This is a genomic window from Anaerolineales bacterium (genome assembly GCA_015075625.1).
Lineage (GTDB): Bacteria > Chloroflexota > Anaerolineae > Aggregatilineales > UBA2796 > UBA2796.
The window spans coordinates 1,250,815-1,266,734 of sequence record JABTTZ010000001.1 but is presented as its reverse complement, the minus strand read 5'-3'; the positions used below and the strand labels follow the sequence as shown (position 1 = coordinate 1,266,734).

Annotated in this window: 13 protein-coding genes; 5 read left to right on the top strand and 8 right to left on the bottom strand. The window is 59.6% G+C overall.

The window, feature by feature from the left end; all coding sequences use genetic code 11:
• The first annotated feature begins 71 nt into the window (after positions 1–71).
• The gene (locus HS103_05290) at positions 72–1,121 is read left to right on the top strand and encodes a UDP-glucose--hexose-1-phosphate uridylyltransferase (protein ID MBE7512215.1); all 1,050 of its coding nucleotides are present in this window, start codon (positions 72–74) and stop codon (positions 1,119–1,121) included.
• Positions 1,122–1,124: 3 nt separating this feature from the next.
• Here the strand turns inward: HS103_05290 and HS103_05285 are convergent, their stop codons facing one another.
• Positions 1,125–1,757 carry a hypothetical protein gene (locus HS103_05285; GenBank protein MBE7512214.1) on the bottom strand — a complete coding sequence of 211 codons (633 nt, stop codon included), beginning with the start codon at positions 1,755–1,757 and terminating at the stop codon, positions 1,125–1,127.
• 48 nt (positions 1,758–1,805) lie between these two features.
• Here HS103_05285 and HS103_05280 point away from each other — a divergent pair, with 48 nt between their 5' ends.
• The gene (locus HS103_05280; GenBank protein MBE7512213.1) at positions 1,806–3,683 is read left to right on the top strand and encodes a DUF2723 domain-containing protein; all 1,878 of its coding nucleotides are present in this window, start codon (positions 1,806–1,808) and stop codon (positions 3,681–3,683) included.
• Entirely contained in the window at positions 3,670–4,317 is a 648-nt protein-coding gene (locus HS103_05275) for a hypothetical protein (protein ID MBE7512212.1), read from the top strand. The genes HS103_05280 and HS103_05275 overlap by 14 nt, the downstream gene beginning before the upstream one ends.
• A gap of 9 nt (positions 4,318–4,326) precedes the next feature.
• Here HS103_05275 and HS103_05270 read toward each other — a convergent pair whose 3' ends face one another.
• From HS103_05270 to HS103_05240, 7 genes are all read right to left on the bottom strand, one after another.
• Positions 4,327–6,036 (bottom strand): SGNH/GDSL hydrolase family protein, encoded by a 1,710-nt coding sequence (locus HS103_05270; protein ID MBE7512211.1) that lies wholly within the window; start codon positions 6,034–6,036, stop codon positions 4,327–4,329.
• Between the two features lie 115 nt (positions 6,037–6,151).
• Positions 6,152–6,940, bottom strand: a complete 789-nt coding sequence (locus tag HS103_05265; protein MBE7512210.1) for an SDR family oxidoreductase — start codon at positions 6,938–6,940, stop codon at positions 6,152–6,154.
• A 6-nt stretch (positions 6,941–6,946) separates the two neighbouring features.
• The gene (locus HS103_05260; protein ID MBE7512209.1) at positions 6,947–8,851 is read right to left on the bottom strand and encodes a VWA domain-containing protein; all 1,905 of its coding nucleotides are present in this window, start codon (positions 8,849–8,851) and stop codon (positions 6,947–6,949) included.
• Between the two features lie 256 nt (positions 8,852–9,107).
• Complete coding sequence (locus HS103_05255; GenBank protein ID MBE7512208.1) at positions 9,108–11,240, bottom strand: GAF domain-containing protein; 2,133 nt, start codon at positions 11,238–11,240, stop codon at positions 9,108–9,110.
• A gap of 39 nt (positions 11,241–11,279) precedes the next feature.
• The gene (locus tag HS103_05250) at positions 11,280–11,663 is read right to left on the bottom strand and encodes an iron-sulfur cluster assembly scaffold protein (protein MBE7512207.1); all 384 of its coding nucleotides are present in this window, start codon (positions 11,661–11,663) and stop codon (positions 11,280–11,282) included.
• 14 nt (positions 11,664–11,677) lie between these two features.
• Complete coding sequence (locus HS103_05245; protein ID MBE7512206.1) at positions 11,678–12,937, bottom strand: cysteine desulfurase; 1,260 nt, start codon at positions 12,935–12,937, stop codon at positions 11,678–11,680.
• A gap of 112 nt (positions 12,938–13,049) precedes the next feature.
• Complete coding sequence (locus HS103_05240) at positions 13,050–13,340, bottom strand: hypothetical protein (protein MBE7512205.1); 291 nt, start codon at positions 13,338–13,340, stop codon at positions 13,050–13,052.
• 102 nt (positions 13,341–13,442) lie between these two features.
• On the opposite strand from HS103_05240, the gene HS103_05235 reads away from it, so the two are divergent.
• Both HS103_05235 and HS103_05230 read left to right on the top strand, forming a co-directional pair.
• Entirely contained in the window at positions 13,443–14,615 is a 1,173-nt protein-coding gene (locus tag HS103_05235; GenBank protein MBE7512204.1) for a glycosyltransferase, read from the top strand.
• Positions 14,600–15,832, top strand: a complete 1,233-nt coding sequence (locus HS103_05230) for a glycosyltransferase family 4 protein (protein MBE7512203.1) — start codon at positions 14,600–14,602, stop codon at positions 15,830–15,832. The genes HS103_05235 and HS103_05230 overlap by 16 nt, the downstream gene beginning before the upstream one ends.
• The last annotated feature ends 88 nt before the right edge of the window (positions 15,833–15,920 follow it).

The window sequence follows — 15,920 nt, the reverse complement described above, 5'->3', positions numbered from 1 at the left end:
TAGCAAGGGCAAGCCTTGCCAACCTCTCTTTATTCTTATGTGGTAAAAGACAGTTCATTCAAGGATTTTTTATGCCGCTCATCCTCACCGAACACCCACACCGCCGATTCAACCCGCTCACCCGTGAGTGGGTTTTGGTTTCTCCCCACCGTACCAAACGCCCCTGGCAAGGGCAGATCGAAAAACCGCCCACCGAAAATCGTCCCACCTTTGATCCCAAATGTTACCTGTGTCCGGGCAATGTCCGTGCCAACGGGGAGACAAATCCCGCCTATGCCAGTACCTATGTATTTGATAACGATTTCCCCGCACTCTTGGCAGAGACGCCCTCGGAGGAGTACAGCCCACACCCGCTTTTACGGGCGCAGGGAGAGCGCGGGATCGCCCGTGTTGTGTGTTTTTCTCCCCGCCACGATCTGACCCTTGCCCAGATGAGCGCCGCCGAGATTCGCCCTGTTGTGGATGTTTGGGCAGAGCAGTACCTTGATCTCGGCAATAAGCCGTTCATCGGCTACGTTCAAGAGTTTGAAAATCGCGGCGAGATGATGGGCGCATCGAACCCCCACCCACACGGGCAAATCTGGGCGAGTGAGCGACTCCCCATGCAAGCGCTCTTAGAGGACGCCTCGCAGCGCGATTATTTTGCCGAACACGGGCGTTCGCTGCTTAGCGATTATGCCGCAGCGGAAGAAACACAAGGCAAACGGCTGATCTATGCCAACGATGGCTTTCTTGTCCTTGTCCCATTCTGGGCGGTGTGGCCCTTCGAGGGGATGATCCTCTCGCGGCGGCACGTTGGGGCAGTTTCCGATCTGGACGACGCCGAACGCGATCAGCTTGCCGATGCTATTCGCCAACTCACCGTCCGCTATGACAACATCTTTGAAACGTCGTTTCCCTACTCCATGGGCTTGCACCAGCGCCCCACGCTTGCGGGCAGTTGGGATCACTGGCATTTTCACATGCACTTTTACCCGCCACTGCTCCGTTCTGCCTCGGTGCGGAAATTTCTGGTGGGCTATGAGATGCTTGGCACACCACAGCGCGACATCACTCCCGAACAAGCCGCTACTCGTATTCGGGAACAAGCGTCACAGCACTACACACAGCGCGATGGGTGAGCTTCACAAGCGCACATACAAGATGCGGGCGATCACGATCACGTAGAGCGGCGTTCCGGCGAGGATCAGCAGGGCGAGGAGGGTATCCCTCAGCAGCCGCCGCCGGACGAGGGCGCGGAGGTGATTGGGCGGGATGAGCGGTGCGGCGTTTGCCCCTCCATGCCGTTCGCTGAGCGCAGCAGCCAACCCCACCGCATCGCTCAGGCGGGCGGTGATCACCAGTCGTTGGATCGGCGGCGCATCGCCCTCCCCTCCCCGTTGAAGGTCCGTCAGGGAGGGGCTATCTGCCACTGGCGGAGCAGGGCGCGGTTGGTGGTGTAGGATCGCCACCCCCCCCCGCCGCGTGACGAGAATCCCCCGTAGATTGGCATACGGCACGCGCACCACCCGCCCACTGAGCGAACGCTGAATTAGTGCATACTGATCGTAGAGACGAATGGTTCGCCCACGTCGGATTTCCTGAAGAAGCGCCCAACTCCCCACCCCTGAAAAGGCAAGCCAGAGAAGGCTGGTGAGAGGGCGCAAGGATGGGACAAATACCAACACCGCCACCGCCACCCCATACAGGATGAGCATCGGGCGCGTTTGCGCTGGCGGACGTGTTTCATAGTGAAAAATAAGTGAGTTCGTTGTCATACCCTGAGTCTACCGCAGGCTGAGGGAAAGTTGGGTACACTCCCCGCCATGATCACGAACACTCGTCGGGCTTGGTATGTGTATGGGGTCGCCCTCGCTGCGCTTATTGCCTTTTACACGCCAACCCTCCTGACTATCCCCGCCGGAGGCATGACCGCCTACATGGACGATGTGGGCGAAATTCAAGTGGCGCTCAATGTCTGGGGGACGATTCACCACACGGGTTATCCTTTATTCGCCCTGACCGGAAACCTGTTTGTCAGTATCGCCCGCGCCGTTGGGGTTGATCCCGCCCTTGCTCCCACCTTACACAGCCTGTGGTGGGGCGTCCTTGCCCTCTCTATCTTTTATTGGCTGTCCTTCAGCCTGACGAAACGCCCATTTGCTGCCGTCGCCGGAATGATCCTCCTCGGCTTGACGCGCTCTGTATGGGTGCATCAGGTCATTGCCGAAGTCTACAGCCTGACCTTCTTCTTCGTTATCCTCCTGTTCGCCGCTGCCGTCACGCCGAGAAAATCCCCCCCCGCCCGCCGCGTCCTGCTGCTCGCCCTCATTGGCGGCTTTGGCGTCGCCCATCACCGCTTGGTGATTTTTCTTGCGCCTGGGCTGCTCTTTGCAGCCTTGCCGCCTCTCTTTGGGGCATACCCGCCCAAACGGGTTGTCGCTGTGCTGATGGCGGCGCTCCCCGTTGGGCTGATCGGCTTCTTGCCCTATCTGTACTTGCCCGCCCGCGCTCAGGTAAATGCCTTGTGGGTGTATGGCAACCCCCGCGATTGGCAAGGATTTTGGCATGAGTTCAGCGGGGCAGAGGCGGCGTTTTTGCTCCACCCACCACCCACTACCGAGGCACTACTCAACGACGCCCTCGCCACCTTTCAAACAGTCAGCGCCGAAATGCTGCTGCCTAGCGCTCTCTTAGGATTGCTTGGGTTGATCCTGACAGTGTGGCGCGGGGAGGCATCCCTCCGCCGGGCGGCGTGGGCAGCCCTGTTGGGGATTCCCGGTTATCTCATCTTTCTGTTCGTCTATCACCGCGCCGTCATGCCAGAGGCAGTGACGATGCCGATCACCTTCCTGCTGACCTTTGGCGTTGTGCTGCTCTTGGCACGGTTAAGGGAAGAACGGATCGTTACTGTGGTTGGGATCGGTGGGGCGCTGGCGCTAATCGCCGCGCATGGCGGCTTTGTCTACAGCCTAACTCATGATCGCAGGGGTATCGAGAGCATCACCACCCTTCGCGCCCTGCCGGATCGCCGCGCAACGATCCTGATCCCTTGGAGTCCCACGCACACCGCCGCTGCTTTCTCCATTTATGTGACGGGCGACAATGCCGGAATGACCCTCTTGAGCCATACGGCAGATCTCAGCGTCTATGAGGGGACAATTGACACCCCCCGCGACACGTTTTATCGTTTCCCACGTTCGTGGTGGGTGGCGGGGCGGGGCGCGGCTTACCTCAGTTCTGCCGCGCCGGGGATCGTCGCCGTGCGGCGCACCCCGCAGGTGGAGTACCCACAGAGTGAGAACCCGCAGCCTTTACCGCAGCCGATACCCGTCACAGAGTCGATTCAACTGCGCGGGGCGCGTGTCTGTCGGGCGGGGAATACGGCACAACTCGCCTTAACGTGGTGGGCGGAACAGACGCCGCCAACGGATTACAGCCTATTTGTCCATGTCACTGATGGTGGATCCCCCATCCCGCTGGCGCAAACCGACCTGACCGCTCCCGTTTATGGCTGGTATCCCACCTCCCTCTGGCAAGCAGGCGAATATGTCACCGATCATCTGGAGGTGGCGCTCCCTTCGGCGGGGAGGATAATTAAGGTAGGACTCTATAACCAGCCGACACCAGAGACATTCGTGAATTATGCGGCAGCGTCTTTCCCAGTAGCCGCACTGGAAGGGTGTGCAGATGCGCTTCATTGAGCAGTTAGGGGTGGCACAAATCCAACAGGGATCACGAATCGCGCTAGGGATTGTCCCTCACCCACCGACGATGCCCGCCGCGCTTGCCCGTTACGATGATCCCTTCTTTCCCTATGGCAAGGCGGTCATCGAGGCAACACGCGATCATGTGTGCGCCTATGTGGTTCACCTGAGCGCGTATCTTGCCCATGGAGGGGCGGGAGCGGTGGCGTTGGAGCGGACGCTTGCTTATGTCCCCGCGCCGCTGCTCAGGATTCTCCATGCCCCTTTTGCAACCGGCGAGTACGTCCGTGCCGCCTTTGAGGATTCATTCGGGGCGCACGCCGTGACCATTGCCGCCGGAACGCCCGTCGAGGACATTCGCCCGTATCTTGCCGAGGAACAGCACGGTGTTTTTCTCCACGCGGCAGATCGGGATCACATCAGTGCCTTAGCCGAGGCATTTCCCGGACAGGTCGGCGTTTACCATGGAGTGGGGCGCACCGCCTATGAGTGTGAGTTAGTGGGAACGTTCCCCACCTTGAAGTTTCATTGGACATGGGGTGATCCAGTCTTCACCCCCCGCCCCGCCGGTGAGGACTATGCGGCGGGGTGGCGGAACGCCCTGCGCGATCTGGCGCGGCGGGTGAAATAGGACGCTGCGCTAGGGTAGTATCCCCATCCCGCGCAGTCCGGCATAGAGCGCCTCCGCCATCAGGCGGTGTCCCGTTGCATTAAAATGACGATCCGCCGCAATGTACAGCAGATCGAACACCTGCCCACCCTCCGCCGCTGCGTACCCCTCAAAGGTGGGGCGGGTGGGGAAGATGAGCGCTCCCGTCCCCGCCAGCGCCTCCGCCAGCTTGCGATCTGGTAAATCAATATCCCACTGCCAGCCCTTGACCAAATCGGGATACCACTGCGAGACGTTCAGCACCATCTCCTGCCCGATGAAAATCGGCGCAACGGCGAACTGCCCACCATTCGCCCGCACCGCCCGATCCAAATGCTGAAGCCCCCACGCCGTTCGCCGCCACGCCTCAGCATAACCAGTGATCTCCGGCTCGCTTACGTAGATATACCATTGGGGATGGACGCGCTGAAGGACGCTCTCATCAGGGCGCACCTCCGGCGGCGGGTCAAAGGTGCGTAACAAAAGGCGAGTCAGGTTCAGCCCCTGCAATGGTGCGGGAAGGGCGTTGTAGAGAACTCGCGCATCGTTGGGCGGAAGCGCTTGCAGATTCGTATCGACAATGCGCACGGAGTCGCCTTCAAAAAGGTACTCGTAGTTCGTGTTGTTGATGTTTGGATAGAAATATGCCGGACGGTTATCAGCAACATCGTTGATGTAAAAACTGAGGATCACCAGATCGGCGTTGAATTTATAGCCCTCAACAATGTAGTAGAGGTATTCTTGGAGCGTCCCCCACCCCATCCGCCCTAAGGCAATCACCTCGAAGCGCGTTTTTCCGGCAAGGTTGGGCGTGTGGTCACGCAGCAAGCTATCCAGTACGGCGGAAAACGTTTGCGGGTAATCCACTTGAACGCCCTCTACGAAGGAATCGCCAATGATCAGGATGCGGTAGACTTCGGCGGGTTTTTCGTAAGCGACCTCCGCCCCACGCATCCCCTTCCCATTAAAGGTTACCAACGTGTCGTAGACGAGCGCCCCCGTTGAGTCGTACATGTACGCCCGCGCTTGCGAGTTGATGCGCGGCGCGTAGCCCGTATAGACCCCCCACGCCGCTTCCCCGCCATCGCGGAGGTAATCGACATAGCCCAACCCAGGGATCGGCTGTGGGGCAGTTGGTGTTGATTCTGCCGCCACAGCGGTGGGGGATGGGGTGGCAGGAGAGGCAATTGGAAAGGTGGCAGCCGGCGTCGCTGTATTCGCATTGACAACCGGAGTGTTCGGAGGGGGGGGCGTTGCCCGCGTCCGTCCTTCGATCCGCCCCAAAAGAGCGCCCGCGCCGACCTCGATCAGAATTAGGCTGAGGACAATCCCAAAGGTCAGCCCGCCCAAGCGTCCGGCGCTGTTTTTCCCTGCCCACAGAAGGCTTAGCCCATACAGGACAATCCCCGTGAGGGCATACCACCACGCCATAGCCGGATAGCGTGCGGCGGTGGTCTGCTCAATGACAATCGGGATCATCACAAGCAAGGCAAATGCGCCGACGCGCCATACTGCTCCCCCCATTGAACGCAGGGGAAGGCGTTCCCACCAAGGGGGGGGGACACTGGCTAGCAAGGCGGCGAGGATCGCCCCCGTACTCCACGTCACCCGCCACGAGAGGACGCCATTCGCCCACAGAAAAGGGAGTGCGATAAGAACGGCGATCAGCAGACGGGCGAGATAACGTGTTAGGGTGGTCAAGGATTACTCTCAGTAGTGACAATGGCAGTGATCATCCCATAGAGAGACGCCGACGGCAAGAGGGGCTTTCGCACCCCTCGTAAGGGCGATCCCGATGTTATCCCCCGCCCACCACTTAACTCGTGATCGAGCGCATCGCCCCACCATCGACACGGAGCGCCGCGCCGGTGATATAACTGGCTGCTGGAGAGAGCAAAAACGCCCCCGCCGCGCCGAATTCTTCTATGCTGCCGAGGCGTTTCAGGGGGATGCGCCCGACCGTTTCGGCGCGGACTTGTTCAATCGGTTTGCCTGTCTTTTCGGCGGTGATCGCATCGAGATGGGCGACCCGCTCGGTGTCGATCCGCCCCGGAATCAGGGTGTTGATCCGAATCTTGTGAGGGGCAAGCTCATCAGCAAGCGTTTTGACCAGTGCCGTCACCCCCGCCCGCATCACCGTAGAAAGGGCGAGGCGTTCAATTGGCTCTTTCACTGAGGACGAGGTGACGGTGAGGATTGCCCCGCCCGCCGTCATATGAGGGACGACGGCGCGGATCAGCCGGATGGCGCTCATCAGCAGCAAGTTGAAGGCAGCCTGCCAGTGATCATCGGTCAGTTCGAGGAACAATCCGGCGGGTGGACCCCCTGTATTCACGGCGAGCGCGTCAATGCGCTCTTCTCGCCCGCGTACTGACTCTACCCACGCGGCAATACCGTCAGGTGTCGTCACATCACAGGCAAAGGGCTGCACCGCTGCCCCGCTTTCGGCGGCTAATCTCTCAGCAGCGGCGCGGATCGCCTCGGCATCGCGGCTGCATACGTAAACCCGCGCCCCCTCGTGGGCAGCGGCGCGGGCAATGCCATAGCCAAGCCCCTTGCTTGCCGCCGCCACCATAACCACCTTGCCGGACAGATCAAGATTCATACGGTATCACCCTCCCCGCGCAAAGCGGCGCGATCCCGCCGGGCGGGTACGCGGCACGCCCAACCGCCGATGATGGACAAACCATTCAACCATGAGGACGCCTAGCGCGGCAAGCGCCAGCCACCCCCAAAATTCTTGCTGACCCACCTCGCCCCCTCCAGCGGCGGCAATATCGCCCACGCCCGTTTTTGGCGTGCGGGGGGTGATGCGCGATTCCCCTTCATCAAAGAGGTTCACGGCGAACGCCTCCGCCTGGATCACTTGCCCGCCGCGTAGTGACTCCACCGTATACAAGCCGGTTTGTTCCGTCCCCGCCGCAATGATCGGTGGGTTGTTGGTGCTGTATTCTTGCGTCGTCCCATCGGGGCGCGTCAGGCGCACCGTGTCTGAGGAGGGTAGGGGGGCGATGGAAACCGTCTGACCGGGGCGTAAACTGCCCTCAATTTGGATCGTGCGCGGGGATTCATACCATGCCGTCAGGTTTGCCAAAAGGATTGGGTAGGCGATCTTGAGCGGCAAATCTGAGTCATAGAGATCAAAAGTGATCACCCCTACCCGCTGCCCTTGATATTCGCCAGCAAGGATGAGCGCCCCGCCCGCCACCGTCACCAGCGGCTCTGCCCAGGGCGCTTCCACCGGACGAAAGCGGAGGACATTTACATCGTTCCAGCGAAGGTAGCGCGTGCGCAGATCGTCAGGGCGAACAACAGCATTCCCCGTCGCCGTACTCAATTTACCCACGAGGAACAGCCCATGATTGCCTTCCGGCGGATTCACAAAGAGAATGTTTCCGGCGGGGAGGATGGGCGGAATCCAGTTATCGAACACATAGAGATCGAACGGCTCAGCCGGAACACCCCGCGAGGGATCGCCTTGAAAGACCTGCCATGTCCCCAAACTGGCAAAACCCTGCTCCAAAAACGGGTTTCCTGTCGAGAGAATCACCGCCCGCCCCGCCCGCGCCGGCGTGTACACTGCCCACGCCGTATCATCAAGGGTAAGGTGATCGGGGATGCCCGCCGCCGAGTCGGGGGCAATCATTGCCTGCACACGGGTGAAATTTGCTGAAAGATTCGTGATCAATACATCGGTGCTGTTTCCGGCGGGGACGGTATAGGTGTTCGAGGTATAAAATGCCCCATCAAGGTACAGGCTGAACAAAACGGTGGTATCTGCCGCGCCATAATTGGCAATCTGGGCGTAAAGCTGCGCCCCCTTGATCGGGTCGGCGGCGACAGCAAGGGCAGCAAGGGCGATGTTCGCTGCCGAGTTACCTACCGGAATCAAGCGCACATCGCCATACACGGTGAGGTCAAGGTTGTCCGGCAAGCCACCATCACCAACGATCACAATCGTAAATTTTTCTGCCCCCTGTGCGCCCGCCGCTGCCAGCGCCAGCGCCGCATCCCAATTGGCGCTGCCAATGCCCGGCTGCATCCCGTTGATTGCCTCGCGGAGGCGGTTTGTGTCGTTTGTATAGTTCTCTAGTAGTTCCGGTCCGCCCGCGACGCGCACAACGGCGACGGAATCTTCGGGACGAATGGCGCTGACAAGCTCCAGCGCCCGCGCCCGCGCCGCCGCAAAACGCCCGCCATCAATGTCTGTGGCGTTCATGCTAGCGCTGGCATCGACCAGTAGGGCAATCCGCCCACTGGTCAGGATGGGGACTTCCACAAAGGGGCGCATAAGGGCAACGACCAACGCCGCCAAAAGAAGAAGCTGCAAAAAGAGCAGCAGGTTTCGCCGCAAGCGCTGCCAGGGGGCGTTTGCCTCACGGTCTCGGAGAAGCTGCTGCCAAAGCAGCGTGCTAGAGACGATGATCTCTCGCCGTCGCAAGCGAAGCATGTAGAGGAGGAGGATAGGGATCGCTAAGAGGGCGGCGATCAGCGCGGCGGGTGCTAGAAATTGCATCGGTGTCGCTCCTGCTAACGACTATAGCGAATGTACCCGCTCAATGGCAACGCCTCTCACCGATCACTCTAGGTTCGGTTGACATGAAGAGTCACCATCTGCCGCCCGCTGCTTTGGCGGCGGGCTGAAAGTAGCCACCTCTAGGGGACTTGAAAGGCAAATGCGGGTAGCGTGGTTTCCTCTTTAAGCCCCAACGAGGTGATCATGCCTAGCGCAGCAGCTTCAATCCTACACCCCAAAATTGTTTCGGGCGTCCTTAAGCCGCCTCCCCTTCCCCATAGGCTCGTGCATTCAAGATGGCTGCCCCCGCTTGCCCCGCCAACATCCCCAAAAGCGTTTCTTCCTCTGGGCTAAAGCGTTTGTGTTCGCGGCTCATCACGCTGAGGACGCCAAGTAATTCGCCCTGCGCCCGAATTGGCACACACAGTTCAGAGCGCATCCCACTGCGCAGCGCCTGACTGCTGCGCGTCGTGACGCGCTGATCGGTCAGCAAGTTGCTGCTTTTGACAGGGCTACCCGTCTGGGCGCACAAGCCGCTTAACCCCTCGCCCATCTTGGTATACAACGATGCCCCTAGCACATCGTCCATGCCGTGCCATGCCACCCCACGCAAACAGGGTGTGCCATCCTCGTCTAGTTCGCGGAGCATAACTTTGCTCATGGCGCTGTCCAGTGTTGTCGCTGCGCCAGAGGCAATGACAAACAAGAGCTTGCGGTACTCTAGGGTTGTTGTCACCGTCTCTAAGGTCGTTTGCATATCAGCAATGTTTGCCAAAAGCGCGGCGTGCCGTTCGTCTCGGTCACGGGTATAGAGGTACTGGGCAAGGGCGTTCCCCGTAATGCCGATAAACCCCGTGATCAACGCATCCCGGGCGTGCGCTTGTGGGATAACCACATGAAGGACGCCCATCCCATGTACGCGGCTGCGGGTGGCTACCCCCCCCCGCACGAACAAGGGAAAAGCAAAAGCAATACCATCAGCGAGCGGCATCGGTTCTTTCTCCATGATCGGCGCGGGCTGGTCGCTCCCCCGTCGGGCAAGGGCAGCCGCCCGCCCAATGAGTCCGCTATCAAAGGCGACGCGCTCCGGCGGGGTTAGGGTCGGATCGCCCGCACTCGTCAGCCGCACGGCTTCACGCCCACCCTCATCAAGCGTGTAGAGGGCTGCGCTTAGACACGCCAGATTGCTGACCAAATCGCTGACGACTCCTTCAATCATTGCTTCGGGGGCATGATCTGCCGTTGTCAGACGGTGGACGCCCTCGGTAAGGGCGCGTGCCGCCGTTTGCCGTGTCTCGGTGAGGAGGTCAAGTTGGGCGCGGATCGCCGTGATCGATTCGGCTATGGCGTCCTGCTGCTGATCGTCCCCGCTGGATTCTTCGGAGAGATTGACCAGAACGGTGGTGATTGTGGCAATTAAAATACCTGTCGCTGCCACCCCTAGGACCAAAATCGCCACCGTGAGCGCCCGCCCGATCAATGTTTCGGGGTTGCTGTCAACGTTCGCCGTCAGGACAACCTTGATTCCCCACCAAAGGTTATCATTAAAATTGTTGAATTCCCCCCCATAGCCTTCAATCCCCCGCAGGGCAACAGCCGCTACAATGACCAACGCCAGCCCAACTAAGAGCGCCCGTTGAAGCAGGGCGAACTCTGGCGAGCGGAGGAACCGCACGCCGGCAATGCGATCCTTCCGTTCTCCCAACAGAAGCCGCAACAGCCGCCCCATGCGCAGTAGGGTGAACAGGCGCATGAGAAAGGTGAGATCGGGAAACCCCGCCGTTAGCGCCACAAGCGGCAGCGAAAGAAAAATATCGAGGGCGCGGCGGACGAAATACGACCTCCGTTCGCTGACCAGCGCCAAGCGAAACACGAACTCCCCACTGAGGATGAGCGAGCAGATCAGGTTTATGCGGTCTAGCGTATGAAAGGTCTCGCTAAAGGCGAGCGGGATCAGTGTGGCGGTGACGGCGATCAGGCTCAGGGCAAGGGTGATCACCCGCAGCCAGCGAAGGTAGGCGGTGAGGTCATCAATGCCGAGGCGCTTTCCCAAACGAACAATCCGTTCGTCAAGCCCTTTTTGCTGGAGGATTGTTTCGATCAACCGCGCCTTCGCCGCCAGATGATCCCATGCCCGCCCTAACGCCCGCACATCGCGGCGGAGCGTCTCCACCGTCAGCGGGTCACCCACCGCAATATATTGGTCGAATTCCTTCTCGGCAAGCGCCAGCATCTCGGCAATTTTTGTCTGTTCTTGCTGGACTTCCGTCGCCATGCGCCGGAGTGTGGCGGGATCACACTCCCATAGTGACCACTGCCCCAAGCGTTCGCGCTGCTGTTGGACAGTTCGTTTGCGGTTCAAAAATGTCTTGGCGGTGGTGTGAGTCACAGAGCAGCCTTGCCTTTGGGTAGGTTTCGACGTTTATACTCATTCGTCAGCATGCCAACCAGCCAACCCATATGCGCCAATTTTCAGCGTTTTCAAAGAGAGCAAGGCGCACTTCAGCCGCACGGGACCAAGCGGAATCCCGACCATTTCTAAGACATCCTCTTTGCTGATCTGCTGCACTTCGGCAAGCGTTTTGCCCGGAAGCAGTTCCCCCAACATGGATGCCGCCGCACGGCTAATCGCACAGCCCTCGCCAGACCAGCCCACCGCCGCGATCACCCCATCGGTAACGCGCAGCGTCAGCCGCAGCCGGTCACCACACAGAGGATTTTTTTCCTCGTGGTCAATATCCGCCGGCTCAAGGACGCCCCAATTACGGGGATCATGGTAGTGATCAAGGATCACTTCGTGGTACATATCCATCGTTCAGGTACTCCCTAGCGGACGAAGAACGCCCGCACTTTTTCGACTGCCTCGGCAAGGGCATCCGCCTCAGCCAGCGTGTTGTAGAGGTAAAAACTGGCGCGGATTGTCGCCGCCAGCCCAAATTTCTCATGGAGCGGCATCGCGCAGTGGTGTCCGGCACGCACGGCGATCCCCGCGTTATCCAAGCCCGCCGCCACATCATGCGGGTGGACGCCCGTCAAGGTGAAGGCGACCAAGCCCGCACGCTGATCGGCGGGGGGACCGTACACTTGCACACCGGGAACCGCCTTCAACCGCGCTATGGCGTGTTCGATCAACGTCACTTCATGGGCATGGATCGCTGCCATGTCGAGCGCGGTCAGGTAATCAATGGCTGCCCCTAGCCCCACCGCGCCAGCAATGTTCGGCGTTCCCGCCTCAAATTTTTGCGGCGCTTCGGCAAAGGTTGTCCCGCTAAAACGCACCTCCTTAATCATACTCCCCCCACCGAGGAAGGGGGGTATCGCCGCCAACCGTTCGCGCCGCCCATACAGGACGCCAATCCCTGTTGGGGCGCACATCTTATGCCCCGAAAAGGCGACGAAATCAGCGCCCATGGCTTGGACATCGAGCGCCATATGGGGGGCGCTTTGGGCGGCATCAACAACGGTCAGCGCCTCTACCCGTTTTGCCGCTGCGATCATCTCATTAATGGGCGTGATCGTCCCCAACACATTCGAGACATGCGTCACAGCGACAACGCGCACCCGTCCCTCGTTTAGCACGCGGTGGTAGGCGTTCAGGTCAATCTGCCCCTCCGCCGTGATTGGAATTGGGCGCACCACCGCCCCGCGCATCCCGCCGACAATCTGCCAGGGGACGATGTTCGCGTGGTGTTCCATCTCCGAGACAAGGATCACATCGCCCGCATGGAGATTCGCCAACCCCCACGCATAGGCGACAAGGTTGATCGCCTCCGTTGTGTTACGGACAAAAATAATTTCGCTGGCGTGGGCGGCGTTGATGAAGGTTTTCACCTTGACCCGCGCCGCTTCATAGGCGGTGGTTGCTTGTTCGCTAAAGGTATGGATGCCGCGATGAACGTTCGCGTTGATCTCGCGATAAAAACGCGACTCCGCTTCGATCACGGCGGTTGGTTTTTGAGAGGTTGCCCCACTGTCTAGGTAAATGAGCGGGACGCCGGGGCGTACCTCACGCTGAAGGATGGGAAAATCGGTGCGGGCGGCTGCCATTCGTTCGTTAACCATTGGGGCGGTCTGAAATGTTGTCATGTGGGTTTGTCCTCACTCATTCCGAAATTTCATGGGCGACAAGGGGCATTTCCTTGTTGAATCGTTCAAGCGTTGGTGACCATTTGACCCGAATGGTAAAAATGGTTAGAGCCTATCCAGCAATTTGAACTTGGCGTGTGAGCCACCTTTCATCAGCGTCACTACCAATCATGACCATTTTGACAGCAAGGACAAAATACTCATCAGAGTCACAGCCGCTGTTTTCATATGATAATGATGATTTAAGAATCACATTCTTAAATTTTCGCCAATCAATGTACTCCATAATAGGCATCCAATCCCGCGCTGACCAAAACTCAACACCATCGGGAGCGATGCGTTTAATCCCTTCAAATTCGTCAAAAGGGGCTGTTGAAGGGATCGTTGAATCATGCGCTGCCATCGTCGCACCTCACAGGAAAGGCTGTGAAACTATAGACTGGTCTTTTCCGATTCTAGCGGTAGTCTTTCCCAATGTCGATTCTGTTCTGCCGGAACGAGTTTCATGAATGTCCTTGTTGTGATCGCCTTCTATGCCCCTGCCTATCGCTACGGCGGTCCCGTCCGCAGCCTTGCCGCGCTGTGCGAGGGGTTGACGGCGCTGGACGTGAACGTCCGTGTTCTGACGACGAACGCCGACGGCAATTCCCGCCTAAATGTTCCCCTCGGTGAACCCCTCCGGCGCAATGGGGTGGAGGTGATCTACACGCCCCTTCCTCGGCAGCGGCTCATCCCTGCATCATTTTTCTATGCGCCAGCATTAAATCGCGCCTTTCGGGATCATCGTGCGTGGGCGAATATCGCCTACCTTGATGTATGGTGGACTCACGCAGCGCTGTGCGGGGCGGCGGCGCAGCGGGTGGGCATCCCTTATATTGTTCCCTTGCGCGGGCAGCTTTTGCCCTATGGGTGGCGTGGTAGCGGGCTGAAAAAATGGCTTTACCTCGTTGTGATAGGACGGCGGTTCTTGAATGAGGCGGCGGCGGTACACTGCACCAGTGAAGCCGAGGCAGCCGCCTACCGAACGCTTGGCTTTCGCCCCCCCACACTGGTGATCCCCAATGCCATTGATCTCACTCGTTTTGCTGGAGAGCCGCCCCCACAGGGCTGGCGAGCGCGGCTGAACATCCCCACCACTGCGCCGCTGATCCTTTTTGTGGGGCGGCTGCATCCCAAAAAACGCCCCGATCTTGCCGTCCATATGCTAAGCCTCCCCCACGCCCATGTGATCCTTGTCGGGGCGGACGAGGGGGGCATGATCCCCGCGCTGCGCGATCAGGCACAGCGCCTTGAGGGGGGAGAGCGCTTCCATTGGTTAAACGTCTTAGATGGGGCTGATCTCGCCGCCGCCTATGCCGCTGCCGATCTGCTGATCATGCCCTCTGAGCCGGAATCGGAAAATTTTGGCAATGTGATCCTTGAAGCAGCGGCATGTGGTCTTCCCTTTGTGGCGACGGACGATATTCCCGCTGCGGCGCTCTTGGCGGCACACGATGCAGGGCAGGCGATTCCCTTTGACCGCAATCGCTTTTATGCGGCGGCGAAGGCGCTTTTAACAGACCGCCCTACCTTACGGGCAATGGGCGAACGTGGGCGGATTGCCGTACACGCCTTTGCCCCTCAGCGCGTCGCTATGGAGATGGCAAACGCCTGTGAGCAGCTATGCGCATCCTCGTGATCACCCTTCTTTACGCGCCGGATGGTGGTCCAAGCGCGACCCTCTACCAGACGCTTTGCGAGGGGCTGGCGCGGCGTGGTCATGCTGTGACGATGATCGCCGCTGTCCCCCATTACCCTAGCGGGCGCGTCCCGCCAGACTTTCGGGGGCGGTGGATCACCCGGACGGTGGAAAACAGTGTCACGGTGATTCGCGTTCGCCTCCCCTCCCTGAATAGGGCGCGATTTTCGCGGCGGCTGATCCAATTCTTTGTCTACCAAATTGGGGCGGCGGTGGCGGGCTGGCGCGGGCGCTATGATGCTGCTATTCTCGGCAATCCGGCGCTGGAAATATACCTTCCAGCGCTTGTCCATGTCGGGCTGCGGCGTATTCCGGCGCTCTATTCCATTCATGATGTCTACCCCGATGTGGGCGTGGCGCTTGGCATCTTTCGGAATCGCCTTGTGCGGGGGATGGTTGGGGCGTTGGAAAAACACCTCTACCATCTCTCGAAGGGTATTCGGCTTACCTCCGAATCGTTCGCCCCGCCCCTTCTGCGGGCGGGCATCCCTCAAGTTAAAATGTCTCTGATCTACGATTGGGTCGATACCGAGGCGCTTCAACCCCGCCCCCGCCAGAATGATTTTTCTGCCGAGCATGGTTTGAACGACTCGTTCGTAGCGCTTTATGCCGGAAATATCGGTCTCTCGCAGAGGTTAGAGACGATCCTTGCGGCGGCGGTGCTGCTCCCCGCTGTTCAGTTCGTGTTTGTCGGGGAAGGGACAGGGCGCGATTCGCTTCAGCGGGCGGCGGCGGGGCTTCCGAATGTCCGCATCCTTCCCTTCCAACCCCGCGAACGCCTGCCAGAGGTTTTGGCAACCGCCGATGTTCACCTCATTAGCCTGAAAGCTGGTTTAGAGAGTGGATCGCTGCCGAGCAAAACCTACAGCGCTTTTGCCAGTGGGCGTCCGCTGCTGGCGATTATGGCGGCGGGGGCAGCGTGGGGGGTGATCGAACGGGCAGGGGCAGGGGTCCGCTGTGATCCTGATGACGCGCCATGCCTTGCCGCACAGCTTGAGGCGCTGCGGGCTGATCCCCTGCGGCGAGCCGATATGGGGCGTGCCGGACGTGCCGCAGCGGAAAAATATCACAGCGCAGCAGCGGCGGTGGTGGCATTTGAAGCCGCCTTGCAGCGGATTATCCTATCCCGCCTCAGGCGCGGTGAAGGCGATCTTTGAATCTGCTTTTGAAGATATGCTCAAGATCAGCGAAAATAGGCAGCATACGATCTGAGCGCAACCCATGAAACGATAGGGTGTTCCTAAT